The organism is Burkholderia sp. 8Y (genome assembly GCF_902506145.1).
GTDB lineage: Bacteria > Pseudomonadota > Gammaproteobacteria > Burkholderiales > Burkholderiaceae > Caballeronia.
This window is the reverse complement of record NZ_LR733520.1, coordinates 2,239,370-2,258,530: the sequence shown is the minus strand read 5'-3', so window position 1 is coordinate 2,258,530 and position 19,161 is coordinate 2,239,370. Positions and strand designations below refer to the sequence as shown.

Sequence of the window (19,161 nt, the reverse complement as noted above, 5' to 3'; positions counted from 1 at the left end):
GAAAAGTCCAAGTGTTCGGGGAGCATTCAGGGAAGCGGGCGCAGGACGGCGCGCACGGGGCTTGCGTCGAGCGTCGAGAATTTCAGCGGCAGGGCAATCAGTTCGTAGTCGCCGGGCGCGACGGCGTCGAGCACGAGACCTTCGAGGATCGCCATGCCGTGCGCGCGGATGCGGCGGTGCGCGTCCATCGTCTTCGATTCCTGCGGATCGAGCGACGGCGTGTCGATGCCCACGAGCTTCACGCCTTTGCTCGCCAGCAAGTCGATGGTGTCCGCCGCGACCGCGCAGAACGCGCCGTCCCATGCGTCGAGCGGCGCGCGGTCATAGGTGCGAATCAGGATGCGCGGCGGCGCGTCGTCGAGGTGCGCGGCAACCATGTCCGGCGTCACGACGGGTTTCGCGCCGATGCAATGCACCACGCGACACGCGCCGATGTACGTCTCCAGCGCGACTTCGCCGATCGCCGCGCCGCGTTCGTCGTAGTGGAGCGGGGCGTCGGCATGGGCGCCGGTGTGCGGCGACAGCGTGATGCGCGCGATGTTCACGGGCGAGCCCGCTTCCATCCGCCAGACGCGCTCGATACCGACGGGCGTATCGCCCGGCCAGACCGGCGTCGCGTCGGCGATGGGCGGCGAGATGTCGAGGAGCGTCATGGCGGCCTAGCAGAGACGGTGGAGATGCGTCAAATCATAGCCGCGTTATCTTGAAAAGTGATTGCAAAATAACCACCCAAAAGGATTGTGGCTAGAACATAATTCGATGAAACGGGCTAGGAGACTCAAAAGTGACCGGATTCACGCTCGATGCAACGGATTGCCGAATTCTGGCGGTGCTGCAGGAAGATGGACGGATCAGCAACCTGGACCTCGCGGAGCGCATTTCGCTTTCGCCTTCCGCGTGCTTGCGCCGCATGAGGCTGCTCGAAGAAGAGGGCGTGATCGCGAGTTATCGCGCGTGTCTGGACCGCGAGCGGCTGGGGATTGAACTGGAGGCGTTCGTGCACGTGTCCATGCGCAACGATCAAGACAACTGGCACGAGAAGTTCGCCGCGGCGGTGCGCGAGTGGCCGGAAGTGGTTGGCGCGTTCGTCGTGACGGGCGACACGCATTACGTGCTGCGCGTGCTGGCGCACAATCTGAAGCACTACTCCGATTTCATCCTGACGAAGCTGTACAAGGCGCCGGGCGTCATCGACATTCGCTCGAATATCGTGCTGCAAACCATGAAGGACGATGCAGGCGTGCCGGTCGCGCTCATCGAACAGCCGGTGCGCGGCGCCTGAGCGGGCGTTATTCGATCGGCCCGAGCGAGTGAAAGCCGCCCGCCTGAAAGACGAGCGGCGCAACATCCGAGGCGTCTTCGCGCACGCCGCAGCGTTCCACTTCGCCGACGAAGATCACGTGATCGCCTTCGTCGTAGCGGCTGCGGTTGTGACATTCGAACCAGGCCAGCGCGCCGTCCAGCACCGGCATGCCGCTGTCGCCCGCCGCGTGCGAGACGCCCGCGAAGCGGTCGCCCTTGACCGTCGCGAAGCGCCGGCACAGGTCCAGTTGCGAAGCCGCGAGCACGTTGATCACGTAATGGCTATTCGCGCGAAACACGGGCATGGACGCCGAACGCGTCGCGAGGCTCCAGAGCACGAGCGGCGGATCGAGCGAAACGGAATTGAACGAGCTCGCCGTGATGCCGATCAACACGCCGGATTCGGTGCGCGTGGTGATGACGGTGACGCCGGTCGCAAACTGGCCGAGCGCGGCGCGAAACGCAGTGGGATCGAAGTTCGGGGTTTTGGCGCGTGTCATCGGGCAAGTGGGCGGTCGAATAGGTCTTGTGGCACCGAACAGGCCGAGTGTCGTGCTGAGTGTCGTGCTCGAGTCGGACGAACCGTATTTGAAGCCATGTAAAAGCTGGAGATTGACTCGATTCTAGCGGAATCGGCTGCCCGGAGCCGCCATAAGCCAGCACGGACAATGTGGGCAACGCCGCTTTGTAAAAGCCGGTAAGCTCGGCGAGATTGAATAAGCGGCTTCGCGCAGCAATATGGGTGGTCCGCGGCGTGGCCGCTGCACTTGATAAGGAGCAGGCATGAACCAGCGAGCGAGACTCGAGACCGCGACGCTCGGCGGCGGTTGTTTCTGGTGTACTGAAGCCGTGTTTCTGGCGGTCGAGGGCGTGCAGTCCGTCGAATCCGGCTATGCGGGCGGCCAGGTGGTGAATCCGTCCTACGAGCAGGTGTGCGACGGCGACACCGGGCACGCCGAAGTCGTCAAGGTCGTGTTCGATCCCGATGTCATCGGCTATCGCGAGATTCTGGAGATTTTCTTCGCGACGCACGATCCGACGCAGCTCAACCGTCAGGGCAACGATGTCGGCACGCAGTATCGCTCGGCCGTGTTCACGCATTCGGACGAGCAGCGCAAGATCGCGCTCGAAGTTATCGACGAACTGCAGCGCGAAGACGTCTTCGGCGGCAAGATCGTGACCGAAGTGACGCCGCTTCGCGACGACTACTATCCGGCCGAGGCGTATCACCAGAACTTCTTCGCGCAGCATCCGAATCAGGGTTATTGCGCGGCGATCGTCGGTCCCAAGGTCGCGAAGTTCCGCAAGAAGTTCGCGCACCGCCTCAAGGCATGACGGCGCGCGAGCCGGCTTGCGCGCGCTCGCAGTGTTCCGCGATGCCGCGCGCCAGTTGGAAGCAGGTCAACGGGGCGGAGCCTTCCGCCTTGTTGTTTACCGCGATCACCACCGGCTGGCCTGCTAACGCGTAACGCGCGGCCAGTTCCGCGAGCGCCTCGCGCGTGTCGCGGTCTTCATCGACGATTCTGTCGAACGGCTCGTACTTGGCCTTCGCCTGTTCGTAGCGAAAGCCGCTGTGCAGACTCCAGCGCACGACGAGCGGTCCCATCTCTTTCTGATCCAGCAGCGCCAGCGCCTTCGCCTGACGGCGCACGTCCGGCATGCGCGCATGGACGCCGATGCAGTAGCGCACGTTCGCGTCGCGCAGCGCATGAATAAAGCGCGGCGTCAGCATGACGGCGTCGCGCAGTTCGACGGCATAGCACGCTTCGCCTTCGAGCGGCGGCAGAGCGGCGAGGAACGACGTGAGCCGCTCGACGAAGCGTGACGGCTCGACGATCATCGCGTCGGGCAGCGGCGGGAACTGGAACACGAGCGCGCCGGCCTTCGCCCCTAGGCCGCCGACGCACGGCGCGATGAATTCATCGATAGCAATCTGCGCGTTCAGAAACGCGGGATTGTCGGCGTCGGGCGCGCCGCGCTCGCCGCGAATGAACGCATCCGTGACCGAGGCGGGCGCCTTCACGATGAAGCGGAAATCGGCCGGCACCTGCGACGCGTACCGCGCGTAGTGCGCGAGCGGCACCGGCCCGTAAAAGGACCGGTCGATCGACACGCCGCGCAAGAGCGGATGCGCGGCATAGGCGGCGAGGCCATCGCGCGAGAGCGTGGTGTTCGCGTACGCGTCGCCGTACACGATCCCTTCCCAGCCCGGAAAGGACCACGTCGAGGTGCCGAGATGCACGCTCGCAGGCAGACGCTTCGCGATGGCTTCGTCTTCGCGCTGCAACGGCGCGGGCAGCACGCCGCGCCGCTTTTGCGCCGCCCGCCGCGACGAAACAACGGCAGGCTCAGGCGCGCCGAACAAATCGCATGGCTCGTCGTCGCCCGTGTCTGCGTCGATTGCGGATGGCTCCCGGCTCAGAGCGGCTTCTCGTAGATATAACGCCGCGACCACGGCAGCGTCTTCGCGCTGCGGCCCGCCTTGCGGCAGATCACCTGATAGAGCGACACGTCGTCATTCTCGAACGCATACGCGCAGCCAGCGAGGTACACGCGCCAGATGCGGAACTTCTCGTCATCGACGAGCTTGCGCGCTTCTTCCGCATGCGCCTCGAAATTCTCAGCCCAGATATCGAGCGTATGCGCGTAATGGCGGCGCAGGCTTTCGATATCGACCGCTTCCAGTCCGCCGCGCTGCATGCATTCCAGCGCGAGGCTGATATGCGGCAGCTCGCCGTCCGGAAACACGTATTTGTCGATGAACTCGCCGCCGCCGAGCGAGGTCTCACCGCTGTCCGCATCCGACGACGTGATGCCGTGGTTCATCGCGATGCCGTCATCGACGAGCAGTTCGCGGATTCTCGCGAAGTAGCCCGGCAGATTCTTGCGCCCGACGTGCTCGAACATGCCGACGCTCGTGATGCGGTCGAACTGGCCTTCCACGTCGCGATAATCCTGCAGGCGGATTTCGATCTGGCCTTCGAGACCGGCGTCCTTCACGCGCTGCGTCGCGAGCTTGAACTGGTTCTCGGAGAGCGTGACGCCCACGCACTTCGCACCGAATTTCTGCGCCGCGCGAATGACGAGCGCGCCCCAGCCGCAGCCGATGTCCAGCAGACGATGCCCCGGCTGCACCTGAATCTTGGTAAGGATGTGGTCGATTTTCTTGATCTGCGCGGTGGCGAGGTCTTCGTCACCGTTCTCGAAGTACGCGCAGGAGTACACCATGTTCTTGTCGAGCCAGAGCTGATAGAACTCGTTCGACACGTCGTAGTGATACTGGATGGCTTTCTTGTCCGACGCCTTCGAGTGATTGAAGTAGCGTCGCACGCGGGCGAGCTTGCCCGCATGCGTGACCGTGCTTCTCGCGAGCGAATAGCCGATGTTGATGATGTCCGAGAGCTTGCCCTCGATATCGATCTTTCCTTTGACATACGCCTCGCCCAGATTGTCGAGGCTCGGCTCCAGCAGATACGGCAGCGCGGTCGCGCTTTTCACATGCAGCGTCACGGCAGGCGCGGCAAAGCGGCCGAAATCGTGTTGCTGCCCGTCCCACAGCACGAGGCGCGCGGGCAGGTTGGCTTGCTCGCGAACTTCCTCTACCCACTGCGTCAGCTTCTTCTCCCAGAACATGCTTGTTTCTCCGCGCTAAGGAAATCAAGGTGGAAGGCTTGGCGCCTTCATGTTCGTCTGCCGTATTGCTGCGCCGGCTTATTGTTTATACGCCGCGTGGCTTGCTTTACGTTGTGCTTACAGATTCGTGCGGTCCGGTCTGCGGTGCCTGATGCGTTACGGCGCGGCGTTACGGCGCGAGCCTCATGATGCGCCACGCAGCGTCGGCGCCTTCGCGCGAATAGACCATGCGGTCGTGCAGCCGCGACGGCCGCCCTTGCCAGAATTCGATGGTGTCGGGCACGAGCCGGTAGCCGCCCCAATGCGGGGGCCGCGGAGGCGCATCGCCGAATTTCGCCATCATCTCGCGTTCGCGCGCTTCGAGCGCCTCGCGGCTGTCGAGCGGCCGGCTCTGGTCCGATGCCCACGCGCCGATGCGCGAGCCGAGCGGACGCGAGGCGTAGTACGCGTCGCTTTCTTCCGCGCTCGTCTTGACGACCGTGCCTTCGATGCGTACCTGACGCTCCAGTTCGATCCAGTGAAAGAGCAGGCTCGCGGCCGGATTCGCAGCCAACTCGCGGCCCTTGCGGCTTTCGTAATTGGTGAAGAAGACGAAGCCGCGTTCGTCGACACCCTTGATGAGAACGATGCGCGCCGACGGACGGCCTTGCGCGTTCACGGTCGCGAGCGTCATGGCGTTCGGCTCGGGCAGCTTGGCGTCGAGCGCCTGGGCGAACCACGCTTCGAACTGGCGAACGGGATTCGGATCGATGTCAGCGGCATCGAGCGCGCCGCGCGAATAATTTTTACGAAGGTCTGCGAGGGTCGTCATTTTTATGCGAACGCTACAGTCGCGTCAGTATAGCCAAGGTGATTCGTTCTTGCCCCGAATGCGGTTCTGCTGCAATGACGCGCGTCAAAGCCGCCGCTTGTGCCGTCACGCGATCATGCGAACATGCGGCGCGCCTATCACGCCTTCGGTTTCGATAAGGCAGAATACGCAATTCAGCCGGTTTTTGCATGAGGGGACTGCCAACTTTTGTGCAACCGACAGCCGCGTGTAAGCCTTGTCGCGGCGACTCCGGCGTGCGTTTCCGTTTTCTACTTGCCTCGAGCGCCATGACTCCACCCGATGCCACCGCCACGCTTGCCGTTGAAGACACCGTCGATCGCGAACGGCGCTTCGGCGGCATCGCGCGTCTTTACGGGCCGAGCGCGCTCGCGGCTTTCCAGTGCGCCCATGTCGCGGTGATCGGCATTGGCGGCGTCGGGTCGTGGGTGGCGGAAGCGTTGGCGCGCAGCGCGGTCGGCACGTTGACGCTGATCGATCTCGACAACGTCGCGGAGAGCAACACCAACCGCCAGATTCACGCGCTCGACGGCAACTACGGCAAGGCGAAAGTCACCGCGATGGCCGAGCGGATCGCGCTGATCGATCCTGCGTGCGATGTCCGGCAGATCGAAGACTTCGTGGAGCCGGGCAATTTCGATGCGACGCTCGGCGGCGGATTCGATTTCGTCGTCGATGCGATCGACAGCGTGCGTACCAAGACCGCGCTGATCGCGTGGTGCGTCGCGCGCAAGCAACCGTTGATTACCGTGGGCGGCGCGGGCGGGCAACTGGATCCGACGCGCATTCGCATCGACGATCTCGCGCTCACCATTCAGGACCCGCTGCTCTCGAAGGTGCGCGGCCAGTTGCGCAAGCGGCACGGCTTTGCGCGCGGACCGAAGGCGCGTTTCAAGGTGAGCGCGGTGTATTCGGACGAGCCGCTCATCTATCCCGAGTCGCCGGCGTGCGACATCAGCCAGGGCGCGGAGCATCTCGAAACCGCTTCGGGCTACGCCGGTCCGGTCGGTCTCAACTGCGCGGGATTCGGGTCGAGCGTGTGCGTGACCGCGAGCTTCGGCTTCGCGGCGGCGGCCTTCGTGTTGCGCGAACTGGCGAAGCGCGCGGCTTAGCGTTGCGGCCTGCGGAAACGACAACGGCCAGCTTTCCATAGCTGGCCGTTGTTGCTTCGCGCCTCGATTTTCAGTTCATCGCCGCGCTCAGCTTGCGTCGCCAGTGCGACACGAGATCCGGCTGAGCGTGGCTTAGCGTTGCGGCCTGCGGAAACGACAACGGCCAGCTTTCCATAGCTGGCCGTTGTTGCTTCGCGCCTCGATTTTCAGTTCATCGCCGCGCTCAGCTTGCGTCGCCAGTGCGACACCAGATCCGGCTGATTCGACGCCAGTTCGAACACCGAAAGCATCGTCTTGCGGCCCACGTCGTCCATGAAGCTGCGGTCGCGCTCGACGATCGCCAGCAAGTGCTCCAGCGCGCCGGCATAGTCCCGGCCCGCGATCAGGCGGTTCGCCAGCGCAAAGCGCGCTTCGAGGTCGTCGGGATTCGCCTTCACCGCATCGATCAGCGCGTCGGCGGGCGGCAGCGCGGCGGCGGCGTCGGCGGCGTCGATCTCGGTTTTCAGCGCGTTGTAGCGCGCGTCGATCCCTTGCGTCGTCTTCGGCGAAAGCAGCTTGTCCTCGGCCTTGGCTTCCTCGATGCGCCGTTCCGCGAGCAGCCATTCGATCAGATCGAGCCGCGCCTCGTCGTAGCCGGGATCGAGCGCGAGCGCCGCTTCGATGCGGTCGATCGCCTGCTTGCGATTGCCGAGCGCCCACGCGTTATGGGCGGCGCGGCGTTCGGCTTCGGCGCCGTCGGGCACGAGCTTGTCGAGGAAGGCGCGCAACTGGCCTTCGGGCAGCACGCCGATGAACTGGTCGATCGGCCGGCCCTCCGCGAACGCGATCACGTGCGGAATGCTGCGCACCTGGAAGTGCTGCGCGAGTTCCTGATTCTCGTCGACGTTCACCTTGACGAGCTTCCATGCGCCGCCGGCTTCCGCTTCGAGCCGTTCGAGCATCGGGCCAAGCGTCTTGCACGGGCCGCACCACGGCGCCCAGAAGTCGACGAGCACCGGGGCGAGCATCGACGCGTTGATGACGTCGTTCTCGAATGTGGCAAGGGTCGTTTCCATGCGTTTCTCCTCAAACTTGCGAGCTATCTTGAAATATCAGATGGGGACGATCCGCGCGTGTCTCAATGATTGGCGTCGCTTGGGCTGGCTTGGGCTGCTTAATTCGCTTAAGCGGCCAAAGCTGCTCAGGGCGCTCAGGCCGCTTAGCCGCTTAGCCGCTCAACCGCTCAACCGCTCAACCGCTCAACCGCTCAACCGCTCAACCGCTCAACCGCTCAAGCCGCCTAGGTCCGCTTAGGCCGCTCGAGCCGCTCAAGCCGCTCAAGCCGCTCAAGCCGCTCAAGCCGCTGAAGCCGCTCAAGCCGCTCAAGCCGCTCAAGCCGCTCAAGCCGCTCGAGCCGCTCAAGCCACCCAAGGCGCTTGAGCCACTCAGGCCGCTTGAGCCACTCAGGCCCCTTGAGCCACTCAGGCCGTTTGAGCCGCTCAGGCCCTCAAGCCGCTCAGGCTCCTCAAGCCACCCAAGCCGCTTAGGCCGCTTAGGCCGCTCAAGCCGCATAGGCCGCATAGGCCGCTGAAGCCGCATAGGCCGCTGAAGCCACCCAAGCCGCTCAAGCCGCTCAAGCCGCTTAGGCCGTTCAAGCCGCTCAAGCCGCTCAAGCCGCTCAAGCCGCCCAAGCCGCCCAAGCCGCCCAAGCCCGCTTGCGCCCCGCCTAACCCAGCGACCGCCGCACGCCTCATGCCTCCGGCGCGCGTTCTTCGCGGCGCGGCGGCGGCAGCGGGATGAATTCGGTCTCGCCCGGAACATGGCCCATGCGCTGCTCGCTCCACGCTCGTTTCGCCGCTTCTATCTTGTCCCGCGAACTGGACACGAAGTTCCATTCGATGAAGCGCGCGCCGTCGAGCGGCGCACCGCCGAGCAGCATCACGGCCGCGCCGTTCGCACTCGCGAGCTTCGCCGGCACGCCGGGCGCGAGCACGGCCATCTGCTGGGCGGGCAAGGTTTCGCCGTCGATCAGGAGGTCGCCATCGACGAGATACACGCCGCGTTCCTCGTGCTCCGTGTCGAGCGTCAGTTCGCTGCCGGGCGCGAAGTGCGCCGCGACGTACAGCGTCGGCGAAAACGTGCGCGTCGGGGCCGTCGCGCCGAACGCCGTGCCCGCGATCACGCGCAGCGTGACGCCCGCGCGCTCGATCTGCGGCAGCGTCGCCGCCGCGTGATGCTCGAACGACGGCTCCGCTTCTTCGCTCGCCACCGGCAGCGCCACCCACGTCTGGATGCCGTGCATGGTCTGCCCGGCGGCGCGCTCCTCGTCGGGCGTGCGTTCGGAATGGACGATGCCGCGTCCCGCAGTCATCCAGTTCACGTCGCCGGGGACGATCTTCTGCACCGAACCGACGCTGTCGCGATGCATGATCGCGCCGTCGAACAGATAGGTGACGGTCGCAAGCCCGATATGCGGATGCGGCTGCACGTCGAGGCCCTTGCCGGGCACGAGGGTTGCGGGTCCGATATGGTCGAAAAATATGAAGGGTCCGACGGTGCGCGCCGCCAGCGCGGGAAGAACGCGCCTCACCATGAGGCCGCCGACGTCGTGTTGATGAGGTTTCAACTGCGCGCGGATCGTCGAGGACATGGCAGGTCACCGGAAGGCATGGGCGGGCGCCGGAATGGCGCACCAGAACCGCCGATTCTACCGGCGCCTGCCCACAGGCGCTCGGCCCAGGCGTTCGGGCGTGCGCTCAACCCTTCACCGTTCCGTGCGGCCGCGACCGGCCGCGCTTTTTGAAGCATGCGTGTAGCTTTGCGCACTCTTGATAGGAGAGGGAAATAATGAGCAAGAACAAGCTATTGATCGCCATCGCCGCGGGCCTTTTCGGCGCCACTGCCGCAACTGGCGCGTTTGCGCAGACGTCGTCGGGCAACTCGTCCGCCGCGATGGGCGGGAATGCGGGCACGGCCGCGCAGGGCGATGCGTCGGCAGGAAGCGACATGGGCACGACCACGACCAAGAAGCACAAGTCGCACCGGCACTCGACGCATTCGTCGGCAGGCACCAAGAAGACGCCTGCAGCCGAAACGGGCAACGACGCCGCTACGGAGTCCGGCCAGAGCAAGTGAACGGCCGGACGGCGGCTTTCGTCAGGCGCCGGAGCGCCCGTGCCCCGGAAGCGGGCACGGGCGCTTTTAGCATGTGCGCTCGCTAAACCCACGTTGAACGCAGTTTTTCACAATCCTTCGAACGTTCGCTTCGCTACACTCGTCCGATTGCTCGCATGACGCAGGCACGAAAGGGGAGCAGCGATGTCGCCAAAGGATTTGCTGACAGCAACGGTGGTCATTTTTGCGTGGGGCGTGAACTTCGTCGTCATCAAGCTGGGGCTGCATGGCGTCCCGCCGATGCTCCTCGGCGCGCTGCGTTTTGCGCTCGCCGCCACGCCCGTGTTCTTCGTCAAGCGCCCGCAGATTCCGCTGCGCTGGCTGTTCGCGTATGGCCTCACCATTTCGCTCGGCCAGTTCGCACTGCTCTTTTACGGCATGTATGTCGGCATGCCCGCCGGGCTCGCGTCGCTCGTGCTTCAGGCGCAGGCATTCTTCACGCTGATCTTCGCCGCGATGTTTCTCGGCGAGCGCATCCGCGCGGCGAATGTGATGGGCTTGCTGATCGCGGCGGCCGGGCTCGCGCTGATCGGCATGCGCGGCGGCCACGCGATGACGCTCACCGGCTTTCTCTTCACGCTCGGCGCGTCCGCGATGTGGGCGCTCGGCAACGTCGCGACCAAGCGCATGGGCAAGGTCGATTTGCTCTCGCTCGTCGTCTGGGCGAGCCTGATTCCGCCGATTCCATTCCTCGTGCTGTCGCTGATCTTCGAAGGACCGGCGCGCATCGAGTCGAGTCTCGCGAGCATTCCGATGGCGTCCGTGCTCGCGGTCTGTTATCTCGCGTTCATCGCCACGATCGTCGGCTATAGCCTCTGGGGAAAGCTGCTCGCGCGGTATCCGGCGGCGCAAGTCGCGCCGTTTTCGCTGCTCGTGCCGGTGATCGGCCTCGCGTCGGCGGCGGTGTTTCTCGGCGAGGCGTTGAGCGGCACGCAGTTGGCGGGCGCGGCGCTGGTGATGGCGGGGCTCGCGGTGAACGTGTTCGGCGGACGGCTCGTGCAGCGATTTCTGCCTGCGGCGGGCTGAAGGTAGGCGTGCGCCGTCCATGCGGTGAGTGGGCGCCGTGCGCGGCGCTCTTGCGTTAGGAGCTCCCGGCACGCAAAGCGATTCGTCGTCTGGAAGGAAAGCTGAAGCCGCACAAGGCCAGCGCACTTGCGGCCGGCACGGATCAAGTGCCCTGAGCCCGTGCCCGCCCCTTACGTCATGCGGCTCTTCGCGAGCGGCGGGTTCGCCGCGAAGTACCGCTTGATGCCCTTCAGGATCGCGTTGGCCATTTTCTCGCGATAGGCGTCGTCGTTCAGATGCGCTTCTTCGTCCGGATTGCTGATAAACGCGGTTTCCACGAGGATCGACGGGATATCCGGCGCCTTCAGCACAGCGAAGCCCGCCTGTTCGACCGATCCCTTGTGCAGCTTGTTGATGCCGCCGATCTCGTTCAGCACGAAGCTGCCGTAGCGCATCGAATCGCGGATTTGCGCGGTCGTCGACATGTCGAAGAGCGCGCGGTTCACGCTCGCGTCCTGCGTCTTCACGTTGATGCCGCCGACCTGATCCGACGCGTTCTCCTTGTTCGCCATCCAGCGCGCCGCCGCGCTCGACGCGCCGTGTTCCGACAGCGCGAACACCGACGAGCCGCGTGCATCGGGCGTCGTGAACGCGTCCGCGTGAATCGACACGAACAGGTCCGCGCCGACGCGCTGCGCCTTCTGCACGCGCACGTTGAGCGGCACGAAGAAGTCGGCGTCGCGCGTCATCATCGCGCGCATGTTCGGCTGGGCGTCGATCTTCGCGCGCAGCTTCTTCGCGATATCGAGCGCGATGTGCTTCTCGTACGTGCCCCCGCCGCCGATCGCGCCGGGGTCTTCGCCGCCGTGACCGGGATCGATCGCCACGGTCAGGAGCCGTGTCGTCGCGGCGCGGTCCTGCTTCGGCGTGGTGAAGGCGTAGCGGCCGTCGTCATCGTCGTCGTCTTTCTTTTTGGCGATGACGGGCGGCACGGCGGCGGGCGGCACGCGCGGTTTGACCGACGGCGCGGCCTTCGTGGCGGGCTCCGTGGTGTCATCAGGCAGATCGTTGCCCGCGTACTTCTGGAAGAAGTCGTCGGTGGAGTCGTGCGCAAGCGGCTTTTGCGCCGTGGCCGGACCGGAGAGCGTGGCGGGCGGCGGCGCTGACGGATTCGGATTGGCGCGGTCGAACGCTTCCTGCTTGTGCTCGGTCTGCGCGAGCAGTTCCATCAGCGGATCGGGCGCGACGGCCGGATAGAGATCGAACACGAGCCGATACTTGTAGCTGCCGATCGGCCCGAGCGTGAAAACCTGCGGCTTCACCGAGCCTTTGAGGTCGAACACCATCCGCACGACATGCGGCTGATACTGCCCGACGCGCACTGCCTGAATCTGCGGATCGTTCGGCGTGATCTTCGAGACGAGATCGCGCAGCGCCTGGTCCAGATCGATGCCGTTCAGATCGACGACGAGCCGGTCCGGTCCCTGAAGCAGTTGATTGCTGTTCGTGAGCGGCTGGTCCGATTCGATCGTCACGCGCGTGTAGTCGCGCGCCGGCCACACGCGCACGCCGAGCACGGAACTCGCGTGCGCGAGCTTCGGGCCGACGAGCGCGAGCACCAACGTCGAAGCGCCCGCGCGCAGCACCTGACGCCTGCGCCAGTTGTGCGGCGCGCTCGCGCTCGATTCGATCGAATGGAACGGCTTGATCAGCATCTTTCGAGACATGTCTTTCCTGTTTCGCTAAACGCCCGCGCGATCAGCACGCGGCCTTCTTCTTCGTTCGTCTGCGTCGTTTCGTTGCCCGCCATGCCAGCCATCGCTGCATGCGGCAGCGTCAACGCGAACACGAGGTCCGGCACGCCGAGCAAGCCGCCCGCTTGCTGCGGCCATTCGACGAGACACACCGCGCCCCGGTCGAAATACTCGCGAAAGCCGGCATCGGCCCATTCGGCGGGATCGGCGAAGCGGTAGAGATCGAAGTGATAGACATCGAGCGGGCCGCCGGGCGCATCGAGCGAATACGGCTCGACGAGCGTGTAAGTCGGGCTTTTCACGCGGCCCGCATGACCGAGCGCACGCAGCGTCGCGCGCACGAGCGTGGTCTTGCCCGCGCCGAGATCGCCGATCAACTGGACCTGCAAGCCGTGGAATGGTTCAGACGAGGCCGGTCCGCGCGTGTCTTCTCGTGTGTCGATGATCGCCTGCGCGAAGCGTTCGCCGAATGCGAGCGTCGCGGCTTCGTCGCGCAATTCGAAGCGGCGTTCGATGAGCGCGGCGGGCAGATCAGGCGTCGATGGTGCGGGGTTCTCAGGCATTGCTCGTAAAATAGAGTGATGAACCGATTGCCGGAACACTCCACTGAAGTCACGGAAATCACGACAGCGACCAGCGCCGCCGCCGTCGAGTCGCGCGCCTTGCATCCGATGGAAAACGACGAGGCCGCGCTGGCGGAGCTCGCGCAGCGCATCAGGGCGTGGGGGCGCGAGTTGGGATTCGGTGCGGTCGGTATCAGCGATATCGACCTGACGGATGCCGAGGAGGGCCTCGCCAATTGGCTGGAAGCAGGCTATCACGGCGAAATGGATTATATGGCCAAACATGGGATGAAACGCGCAAGGCCGGCCGAGCTTGTGGCCGGCACGCGACGGGTCATCACGGCGCGCATGGCCTATCTTCCCGCGGCGACGCTCGCTCAAATGGGCGATGAAAGTGTCGCGACAGCCGATGGTCAGAAGAACGACTGGCGCGCGGTCGAATGGAAGCGGCTCGCCGATCCTTCGCAGGCCGTGGTCTCGATTTACGCGCGTGGCCGCGACTATCACAAGGTCATGCGCCACCGCTTGCAGCAACTGGCCGAGCGAATCGAAAGCGAAATCGGGCAATTCGGGCATCGCGCGTTCACCGATTCCGCGCCCGTGCTCGAAGTGGCACTGGCGCAGAAGGCGGGCAACGGTTGGCGCGGCAAGCACACGCTGCTGCTTGATCGCGATGCCGGATCGCTCTTCTTTCTGGGCGAAATTTACGTCGACGTGCCGCTGCCGGTCGATCCGCAGCCCGAGCACGACGGCGCGCATTGCGGGCAGTGCACGCGCTGCGTCGGTGCGTGCCCCACTGGCGCGATCGTCGCGCCGTATCGCGTGGATGCGCGGCGCTGCATCTCGTATCTGACCATCGAACTTCACGGCAGCATTCCCGAGGACATGCGCCCGCTGATCGGCAATCGCGTGTACGGCTGCGACGACTGCCAGCTCGCGTGTCCGTGGAACAAATTCGCGCAGGCGGCGCCGGTCGCGGACTTCGACGTGCGTCACGGGCTCGATCGCGCGACGCTCGTCGAACTCTTCGCGTGGAGCGCCGACGATTTCGACACGCGCATGCAGGGCAGCGCGATTCGCCGTATCGGCTACGAGCGGTGGCTGCGCAATATCGCCGTCGGCATGGGCAATGCGCTGCGCTCGCCGTTGCGGGGCGACGAGCGCGCGGCGATCATCGATGCATTGCGAGGGCGCGCGGACGATGCGTCCGAACTCGTGCGCGAGCATGTCGGCTGGGCGCTGAAGCAAGGAGAAACGCATGAAGAGCACGCTGTCTGAAGACGGTTTTCATGGGGTGAACCGGACCGCGCGGCCGAAGCTCAGGATGGCCGCGAGCCGGTTCGATGCCGTCATCGACGCGCCCTTCGGCAAAGTGGGCATCTGCGCCGACGATCACGCGGTGCGCGAGATCGTCTATCTGCCGGGCGATGTGGAAAGCATCGAACCGGACGCGCCGCTCGTGCGGGAAGCCGCCGCTCAGATTGGCCGCTACTTCGAGACGCCGTCCACGCGCTTCGATTTACCCATTACAACCGGCGGCACCGCGTTTCAGCAGCGCGTGTGGCGCGGCATCAGCGGCATAGCGGCGGGGCAGGTCTGGACCTACGGGCAACTCGCGCGTGAAATCGGCAGCGTGCCGCGCGCGGTCGGGCAGGCGTGCGGCTCCAATCCGCTGCCGATCGTGATACCGTGCCACCGGGTCATCGCGGCGGGCGGAATCGGCGGATTCGCGCATCATCCGGGCGATGGCTTCTTCCGTGACGTGAAGCGCTGGCTGCTGGCGCATGAAGGTGTATCCATCGCATGACGAGCGCAACGACCGAAGAGCTAAACACGCCCGAACTGAGCGCGAGCAGCGACGCCATCGACCAGTTCTGCGATGCATTGTGGCTCGAACACGGGCTCGCCAAAAATTCGCTCGATGCGTACCGGCGCGACTTGCGGCTCTTCGCCGAATGGCTCGCGAAGACGCGCGGCGCGTCCATCGACGCGGCCACCGAAGCGGACATGAACGGCTACATGGCCGCGCGCCGCGGCGACAAGGCGACCTCCGCGAACCGGCGTTTGTCGGTCTTCCGCCGCTATTACGCGTGGGCGATGCGTGAACATCGCGCAAGCGCCGATCCGACGCTCAAGCTGCGTTCGGCGAAGCAGCCGCCGCGTTTTCCTTCGACGCTCAACGAAGCGCAAGTCGAAGCCCTGCTGCACGCGCCGGATATCGAGACGCCGCTCGGCCTGCGCGACCGCACGATGCTCGAACTGATGTACGCGAGCGGCCTGCGCGTGACTGAACTCGTCACGCTGAAGACCGTGGAAGTCGGCCTGAACGAGGGCGTCGTGCGCGTGATGGGCAAGGGATCGAAGGAGCGCCTAGTGCCGTTCGGCGAAGCGGCGCACGAATGGCTGATGCGTTATCTGCGCGACTCGCGTCCCGCGCTGCTCGGCCCGCGCGCAGCCGACGCGCTCTTCGTCACGGCGCGCGGCGAAGGCATGACGCGTCAGCAGTTCTGGAACATCATCAAGCGTCATGCGCTGAACGGCGGCGTGCACGCGCCGCTTTCGCCGCACACGCTGCGCCATGCGTTCGCGACGCATCTGCTCAATCACGGCGCGGACTTGCGCGTGGTGCAACTGCTGCTCGGCCACTCGGATATCTCGACCACGCAAATCTACACGCACGTCGCACGCGAACGCTTGCAGAAGCTGCACCGCGAGCACCATCCGCGCGGCTAGATGTCCGCGCCGCGCACGAGTCCGCGCGCGATGATGACCTGCTGAATCTGCGACGTTCCCTCGTACAGCCGGAAAAGCCGCACGTCGCGATAGAACCGCTCGATGCCGTACTCCGCCATGTAGCCCGCGCCGCCGTGCACTTGCACCGCGCGGTCCGCGACGCGCCCGCACATTTCGGTGGCGAAGTACTTCGCGCAGGACGCTTCGATGGACACGTCGCGGCCCTCGTCGCGGCGGCGCGCGGCATCCAGCACCATGCATTCGGCGGCGTACAGTTCGGCCTTGCTGTCGGCGAGCATGCCCTGAACGAGCTGAAATTCCGCGATCGGCTGGCCGAACTGACGACGTTCCATCGCGTAGGCGAGGGCATCGCGCAACATGCGTTTGGCCGCGCCCACCGCGACCGCGGCGATGTGGATGCGGCCCTTGTCGAGCGTTTTCATGGCCGTCTTGAAGCCGACGCCTTCCACGCCGCCGATCAGTTGGCTCGCGCTCACGCGGCAGTCCTCGAAAATCACGTCGCTCGTATGCGCGCCGCGCTGGCCCATCTTGCGGTCCGGCTTGCCGAGGGACAGCCCCGGCGTATCGCGCTCGACGATGAACGCGGAGATCCCGCTTGCGCCCTTGGCCTCGCCGGTGCGGGCCATCACGGTGTAGATGCCGGCTTCCGGCGCGTTCGTGATGTACCGCTTCGTGCCGTTGAGCACGTAGGTGTCGCCGTCACGCCGGGCCGTGGTTTTCAGCGACGCGGCGTCCGAGCCCGACTCCGGCTCGGTGAGGCAGAACGAGCCGATCAGTTCGCCTGCCGCGAGCTTCGGCAGATAGTGCGCCTTTTGCTCCTCGGTGCCGTCGAGCAGAATGCCGATCGACCCGATCCCGTTGTTCGTGCCGATCACCGAGCGAAAGGCGGGCGACGTCTGCCCCAGTTCGAACGCAATACGCACTTCCTCTTCCATCGTGAGGCCGAGGCCGCCGTACGCTTCCGGAATGGTGAGGCCGAACATGCCGATTTCGCGCATGGCGTCGATGAGGTCGGCGGGAATGGCGTCGGTTTCGTCGACTTCGGCTTCGCGCGGCACGAGCTTCTCGCGCACGAAGCGGCGAATGGTGTCTTCCAGCAGCGTTTGCGTTTCGGCGTCGCGGATCATGGCAAGGTCCTGTCGTGAGTCGAACGATCGTACGACATGCGCGGGCGCGGCACCACTAGGCCGAACGGCCGATGGTGAGCCGCATCCCGCGCCGCTACAATGCGTCCATGTCGAAAGTCAAACACGTATCCGAAACGCCCGCGACGCAATTCCTGCGCCGCCACAACGTCGCGTTCGGCGAGCATCCGTACGATTACGTCGAGCATGGCGGCACCGAGGAATCGGCGCGGCAGCTCGGCGTGGACGAACATCGCGTGGTCAAGACGCTCGTGATGGAAGACGAGCAGGCGAAGCCGCTCATCGTGCTCATGCACGGCGACCGCACGGTGTCCACCAAGAATCTCGCGCGGCAGACGGGCGCGAAACGCATCGAGCCGTGCAAGCCGGAAGTGGCGAACCGGCATTCGGGCTATCTCGTCGGCGGCACGTCGCCGTTCGGCACGAAGAAGGCCATGCCCGTGTACGTCGAATCGAGCATTCTCGATCTCGACACCATCTACCTGAACGGCGGGCGGCGCGGCTATCTCGTGAGCCTGAATCCCGCCGTGCTGACGGAGTTGCTTCGCGCCACGCCCGTGCAGTGCGCGAGCGTCGATTAGAATGCTGACCGCGCTTTTGCCCAGACTCGCTACGCTAGAAGAGAACACATGATTGATTTGATCGTCGCCGTCGTGTCCTATCTGATCGGCTCGATTTCGTTTGCCGTCGTCGTCAGCGCGGCGATGGGACTCGACGACCCGCGCTCCTACGGCTCGGGCAATCCCGGCGCGACCAACGTGCTGCGCACCGGCAACAAGCGCGCGGCCATCCTGACGCTGATTGGCGATGCCTTCAAGGGCTGGCTGCCCGTGTGGCTCGTCGCGCATTACGGCGGGCGCTTCGGCCTCGATGCGGCGGGGCTTACAACGTGCATCGCGCTTTCGGCCATCGCCGTGTTTCTCGGGCATCTGTACCCGATCTTCTTCAAGTTTCAGGGCGGCAAGGGCGTCGCGACGGCAGCGGGCGTGCTGCTCGCCATTCATCCCGTGCTCGGGCTGGCGACGCTTCTGACATGGCTGATCATTGCATTCTTCTTCCGCTATTCGTCGCTCGCGGCGCTGGTTGCCGCCGTGTTCGCGCCGTTTTTCCAGGTCTTTCTGTTCGGGCCGAGCCGCATCTCGCTTGCCGTGCTCGCCATGAGTGCGCTTCTGATCTGGCGGCATCGGGCGAACATTTCGAAGCTGCTGGCGGGCAAGGAAAGCCGCATCGGTGACAAGAAGAAGGCAGTGCAGTAACCAACAAAAAAGCCGTTCCGGGAATGCGCGGAACGGCTTGGACGCCTGCGTATTGAAAAAAAATCAATCGCGGAAATTGTTGAAGTCGAGCGGCGTATCCGTCACTTCTTTCTTCAGCAGCGCGATGGTGCTCTGCAAATCGTCGCGCTTCGTGCCTTGCACGCGAACCGCGTCGCCCTGAATGCTTGCCTGCACCTTGATCTTGCTGTCCTTCACGATCTTGACGACTTTCTTCGCCAGATCGCCCGACACGCCCTTCTTGATGGTGACGACCTGTTTAAGCTTGTCGCCGCCGATCTTTTCCTGCTTGCCGTAGTCCAGAAAGCGCACGTCGACGCCGCGCTTGGCGAGCTTCGACAGCAGCACGTCCTTGACCTGGCCGAGCTTGAAATCGTCGTCGGCGTAGAGCGTCAATTCGCGCTCCTTCTGCTCGACGCGTGAATCTGAACCCTTGAAGTCGAAGCGCGTCGAGATTTCCTTGTTGGACTGCTCGATCGCGTTCTTCACTTCGATCATGTTTGCTTCGCTGACGACGTCAAACGATGGCATCTGTATTCCCCTTCTTCGTTGGGCGAGCGCGGGCGCGGCGCGCGCACTCGCTATAATCACGGACCTGACGTCATTCTACCGACGCGCTTTGGTTTTCCCCAAGGCC

21 protein-coding genes are annotated in these 19,161 nt (G+C 64.8%); 10 read left to right on the top strand and 11 right to left on the bottom strand.

Translation table 11 applies throughout. The annotated features are described in order from the left end of the window. Positions 1 to 26: 26 nt before the first annotated feature. On the bottom strand, positions 27 to 653 hold the full coding sequence (kynB, locus tag GV035_RS21135; RefSeq protein ID WP_159836899.1) for an arylformamidase: 627 nt from the start codon (positions 651 to 653) through the stop codon (positions 27 to 29). 131 nt (positions 654 to 784) lie between these two features. On the opposite strand from kynB, the gene GV035_RS21130 reads away from it, so the two are divergent. Beyond that, positions 785 to 1,282, top strand: coding sequence for an Lrp/AsnC family transcriptional regulator (locus GV035_RS21130; RefSeq protein ID WP_159836898.1), 498 nt, complete (start codon positions 785 to 787; stop codon positions 1,280 to 1,282). Positions 1,283 to 1,289: 7 nt separating this feature from the next. Here GV035_RS21130 and GV035_RS21125 read toward each other — a convergent pair whose 3' ends face one another. Then, complete coding sequence (locus GV035_RS21125; RefSeq protein WP_159836897.1) at positions 1,290 to 1,802, bottom strand: flavin reductase family protein; 513 nt, start codon at positions 1,800 to 1,802, stop codon at positions 1,290 to 1,292. A gap of 283 nt (positions 1,803 to 2,085) precedes the next feature. Here GV035_RS21125 and msrA point away from each other — a divergent pair, with 283 nt between their 5' ends. Further along, positions 2,086 to 2,637: a peptide-methionine (S)-S-oxide reductase MsrA gene (gene msrA / locus GV035_RS21120; protein WP_159836896.1), complete on the top strand. Its 552-nt coding sequence runs from the start codon at positions 2,086 to 2,088 to the stop codon at positions 2,635 to 2,637. On the opposite strand, the gene GV035_RS21115 is transcribed toward msrA, so the two are convergent. From GV035_RS21115 to pdxH, 3 genes are all read right to left on the bottom strand, one after another. Beyond that, a complete protein-coding gene (locus GV035_RS21115) occupies positions 2,627 to 3,724 on the bottom strand; it encodes a DUF72 domain-containing protein (protein ID WP_442859600.1) in 1,098 nt (365 codons plus the stop codon). The genes msrA and GV035_RS21115 overlap by 11 nt on opposite strands. Further along, positions 3,721 to 4,935, bottom strand: coding sequence for an SAM-dependent methyltransferase (locus GV035_RS21110; RefSeq protein ID WP_159836894.1), 1,215 nt, complete (start codon positions 4,933 to 4,935; stop codon positions 3,721 to 3,723). The genes GV035_RS21115 and GV035_RS21110 overlap by 4 nt, the downstream gene beginning before the upstream one ends. Before the next feature lie 169 nt (positions 4,936 to 5,104). Further along, complete coding sequence (pdxH, locus tag GV035_RS21105; protein ID WP_159836893.1) at positions 5,105 to 5,746, bottom strand: pyridoxamine 5'-phosphate oxidase; 642 nt, start codon at positions 5,744 to 5,746, stop codon at positions 5,105 to 5,107. 287 nt (positions 5,747 to 6,033) lie between these two features. On the opposite strand from pdxH, the gene GV035_RS21100 reads away from it, so the two are divergent. Then, positions 6,034 to 6,876: a tRNA threonylcarbamoyladenosine dehydratase gene (locus tag GV035_RS21100; RefSeq protein WP_159836892.1), complete on the top strand. Its 843-nt coding sequence runs from the start codon at positions 6,034 to 6,036 to the stop codon at positions 6,874 to 6,876. A 206-nt stretch (positions 6,877 to 7,082) separates the two neighbouring features. On the opposite strand, the gene trxA is transcribed toward GV035_RS21100, so the two are convergent. Both trxA and GV035_RS21085 read right to left on the bottom strand, forming a co-directional pair. Further along, entirely contained in the window at positions 7,083 to 7,931 is an 849-nt protein-coding gene (gene trxA, locus GV035_RS21095) for a thioredoxin (protein WP_159836891.1), read from the bottom strand. A 674-nt stretch (positions 7,932 to 8,605) separates the two neighbouring features. Next, complete coding sequence (locus GV035_RS21085) at positions 8,606 to 9,505, bottom strand: pirin family protein (protein ID WP_159836889.1); 900 nt, start codon at positions 9,503 to 9,505, stop codon at positions 8,606 to 8,608. Between the two features lie 197 nt (positions 9,506 to 9,702). Here GV035_RS21085 and GV035_RS21080 point away from each other — a divergent pair, with 197 nt between their 5' ends. Then, positions 9,703 to 9,990: a hypothetical protein gene (locus GV035_RS21080; protein WP_159836888.1), complete on the top strand. Its 288-nt coding sequence runs from the start codon at positions 9,703 to 9,705 to the stop codon at positions 9,988 to 9,990. A gap of 183 nt (positions 9,991 to 10,173) precedes the next feature. Further along, complete coding sequence (locus GV035_RS21075; protein ID WP_159836887.1) at positions 10,174 to 11,055, top strand: EamA family transporter; 882 nt, start codon at positions 10,174 to 10,176, stop codon at positions 11,053 to 11,055. A 170-nt stretch (positions 11,056 to 11,225) separates the two neighbouring features. On the opposite strand, the gene GV035_RS21070 is transcribed toward GV035_RS21075, so the two are convergent. Both GV035_RS21070 and tsaE read right to left on the bottom strand, forming a co-directional pair. Continuing rightward, entirely contained in the window at positions 11,226 to 12,761 is a 1,536-nt protein-coding gene (locus GV035_RS21070) for an N-acetylmuramoyl-L-alanine amidase (RefSeq protein WP_159836886.1), read from the bottom strand. Further along, positions 12,743 to 13,351, bottom strand: a complete 609-nt coding sequence (gene tsaE / locus GV035_RS21065; RefSeq protein ID WP_159836885.1) for a tRNA (adenosine(37)-N6)-threonylcarbamoyltransferase complex ATPase subunit type 1 TsaE — start codon at positions 13,349 to 13,351, stop codon at positions 12,743 to 12,745. Before tsaE ends, GV035_RS21070 begins: the two co-directional genes overlap by 19 nt. Before the next feature lie 108 nt (positions 13,352 to 13,459). On the opposite strand from tsaE, the gene queG reads away from it, so the two are divergent. From queG to xerD, 3 genes are read left to right on the top strand one after another with little or no spacing between them, the layout of a single operon-like run. Continuing rightward, entirely contained in the window at positions 13,460 to 14,629 is a 1,170-nt protein-coding gene (gene queG / locus GV035_RS21060) for a tRNA epoxyqueuosine(34) reductase QueG (RefSeq protein ID WP_159838135.1), read from the top strand. A 46-nt stretch (positions 14,630 to 14,675) separates the two neighbouring features. Then, the gene (locus GV035_RS21055; RefSeq protein WP_159838133.1) at positions 14,676 to 15,158 is read left to right on the top strand and encodes a methylated-DNA--[protein]-cysteine S-methyltransferase; all 483 of its coding nucleotides are present in this window, start codon (positions 14,676 to 14,678) and stop codon (positions 15,156 to 15,158) included. Next, the gene (xerD, locus tag GV035_RS21050) at positions 15,155 to 16,084 is read left to right on the top strand and encodes a site-specific tyrosine recombinase XerD (protein ID WP_159836884.1); all 930 of its coding nucleotides are present in this window, start codon (positions 15,155 to 15,157) and stop codon (positions 16,082 to 16,084) included. The genes GV035_RS21055 and xerD overlap by 4 nt, the downstream gene beginning before the upstream one ends. Here xerD and GV035_RS21045 read toward each other — a convergent pair. Then, complete coding sequence (locus tag GV035_RS21045; RefSeq protein WP_159836883.1) at positions 16,081 to 17,232, bottom strand: acyl-CoA dehydrogenase family protein; 1,152 nt, start codon at positions 17,230 to 17,232, stop codon at positions 16,081 to 16,083. The genes xerD and GV035_RS21045 overlap by 4 nt on opposite strands. Positions 17,233 to 17,339: 107 nt before the next feature. Here GV035_RS21045 and ybaK point away from each other — a divergent pair, with 107 nt between their 5' ends. After that, the gene (ybaK, locus tag GV035_RS21040; RefSeq protein WP_159836882.1) at positions 17,340 to 17,831 is read left to right on the top strand and encodes a Cys-tRNA(Pro) deacylase; all 492 of its coding nucleotides are present in this window, start codon (positions 17,340 to 17,342) and stop codon (positions 17,829 to 17,831) included. Positions 17,832 to 17,879: 48 nt separating this feature from the next. After that, positions 17,880 to 18,506: a glycerol-3-phosphate 1-O-acyltransferase PlsY gene (gene plsY, locus GV035_RS21035; protein WP_159836881.1), complete on the top strand. Its 627-nt coding sequence runs from the start codon at positions 17,880 to 17,882 to the stop codon at positions 18,504 to 18,506. A 63-nt stretch (positions 18,507 to 18,569) separates the two neighbouring features. Here plsY and GV035_RS21030 read toward each other — a convergent pair whose 3' ends face one another. Further along, entirely contained in the window at positions 18,570 to 19,055 is a 486-nt protein-coding gene (locus GV035_RS21030; protein WP_159836880.1) for a YajQ family cyclic di-GMP-binding protein, read from the bottom strand. Between the last annotated feature and the right edge of the window lie 106 nt (positions 19,056 to 19,161).

Coding starts and splice junctions, on each gene's coding strand:
- kynB (WP_159836899.1), bottom strand. CDS start 653: ATGACGCTCCTCGACATCTCGCCGCCCATCGCCGACGCGACGCCGGTC.
- GV035_RS21125 (WP_159836897.1), bottom strand. CDS start 1,802: ATGACACGCGCCAAAACCCCGAACTTCGATCCCACTGCGTTTCGCGCC.
- msrA (WP_159836896.1), top strand. CDS start 2,086: ATGAACCAGCGAGCGAGACTCGAGACCGCGACGCTCGGCGGCGGTTGT.
- GV035_RS21110 (WP_159836894.1), bottom strand. CDS start 4,935: ATGTTCTGGGAGAAGAAGCTGACGCAGTGGGTAGAGGAAGTTCGCGAG.
- pdxH (WP_159836893.1), bottom strand. CDS start 5,746: ATGACGACCCTCGCAGACCTTCGTAAAAATTATTCGCGCGGCGCGCTC.
- GV035_RS21100 (WP_159836892.1), top strand. CDS start 6,034: ATGACTCCACCCGATGCCACCGCCACGCTTGCCGTTGAAGACACCGTC.
- trxA (WP_159836891.1), bottom strand. CDS start 7,931: ATGGAAACGACCCTTGCCACATTCGAGAACGACGTCATCAACGCGTCG.
- GV035_RS21085 (WP_159836889.1), bottom strand. CDS start 9,505: ATGTCCTCGACGATCCGCGCGCAGTTGAAACCTCATCAACACGACGTC.
- GV035_RS21080 (WP_159836888.1), top strand. CDS start 9,703: ATGAGCAAGAACAAGCTATTGATCGCCATCGCCGCGGGCCTTTTCGGC.
- GV035_RS21075 (WP_159836887.1), top strand. CDS start 10,174: ATGTCGCCAAAGGATTTGCTGACAGCAACGGTGGTCATTTTTGCGTGG.
- GV035_RS21070 (WP_159836886.1), bottom strand. CDS start 12,761: ATGTCTCGAAAGATGCTGATCAAGCCGTTCCATTCGATCGAATCGAGC.
- tsaE (WP_159836885.1), bottom strand. CDS start 13,351: ATGCCTGAGAACCCCGCACCATCGACGCCTGATCTGCCCGCCGCGCTC.
- queG (WP_159838135.1), top strand. CDS start 13,460: ATGGAAAACGACGAGGCCGCGCTGGCGGAGCTCGCGCAGCGCATCAGG.
- GV035_RS21055 (WP_159838133.1), top strand. CDS start 14,676: ATGGCCGCGAGCCGGTTCGATGCCGTCATCGACGCGCCCTTCGGCAAA.
- xerD (WP_159836884.1), top strand. CDS start 15,155: ATGACGAGCGCAACGACCGAAGAGCTAAACACGCCCGAACTGAGCGCG.
- GV035_RS21045 (WP_159836883.1), bottom strand. CDS start 17,232: ATGATCCGCGACGCCGAAACGCAAACGCTGCTGGAAGACACCATTCGC.
- ybaK (WP_159836882.1), top strand. CDS start 17,340: ATGTCGAAAGTCAAACACGTATCCGAAACGCCCGCGACGCAATTCCTG.
- plsY (WP_159836881.1), top strand. CDS start 17,880: ATGATTGATTTGATCGTCGCCGTCGTGTCCTATCTGATCGGCTCGATT.
- GV035_RS21030 (WP_159836880.1), bottom strand. CDS start 19,055: ATGCCATCGTTTGACGTCGTCAGCGAAGCAAACATGATCGAAGTGAAG.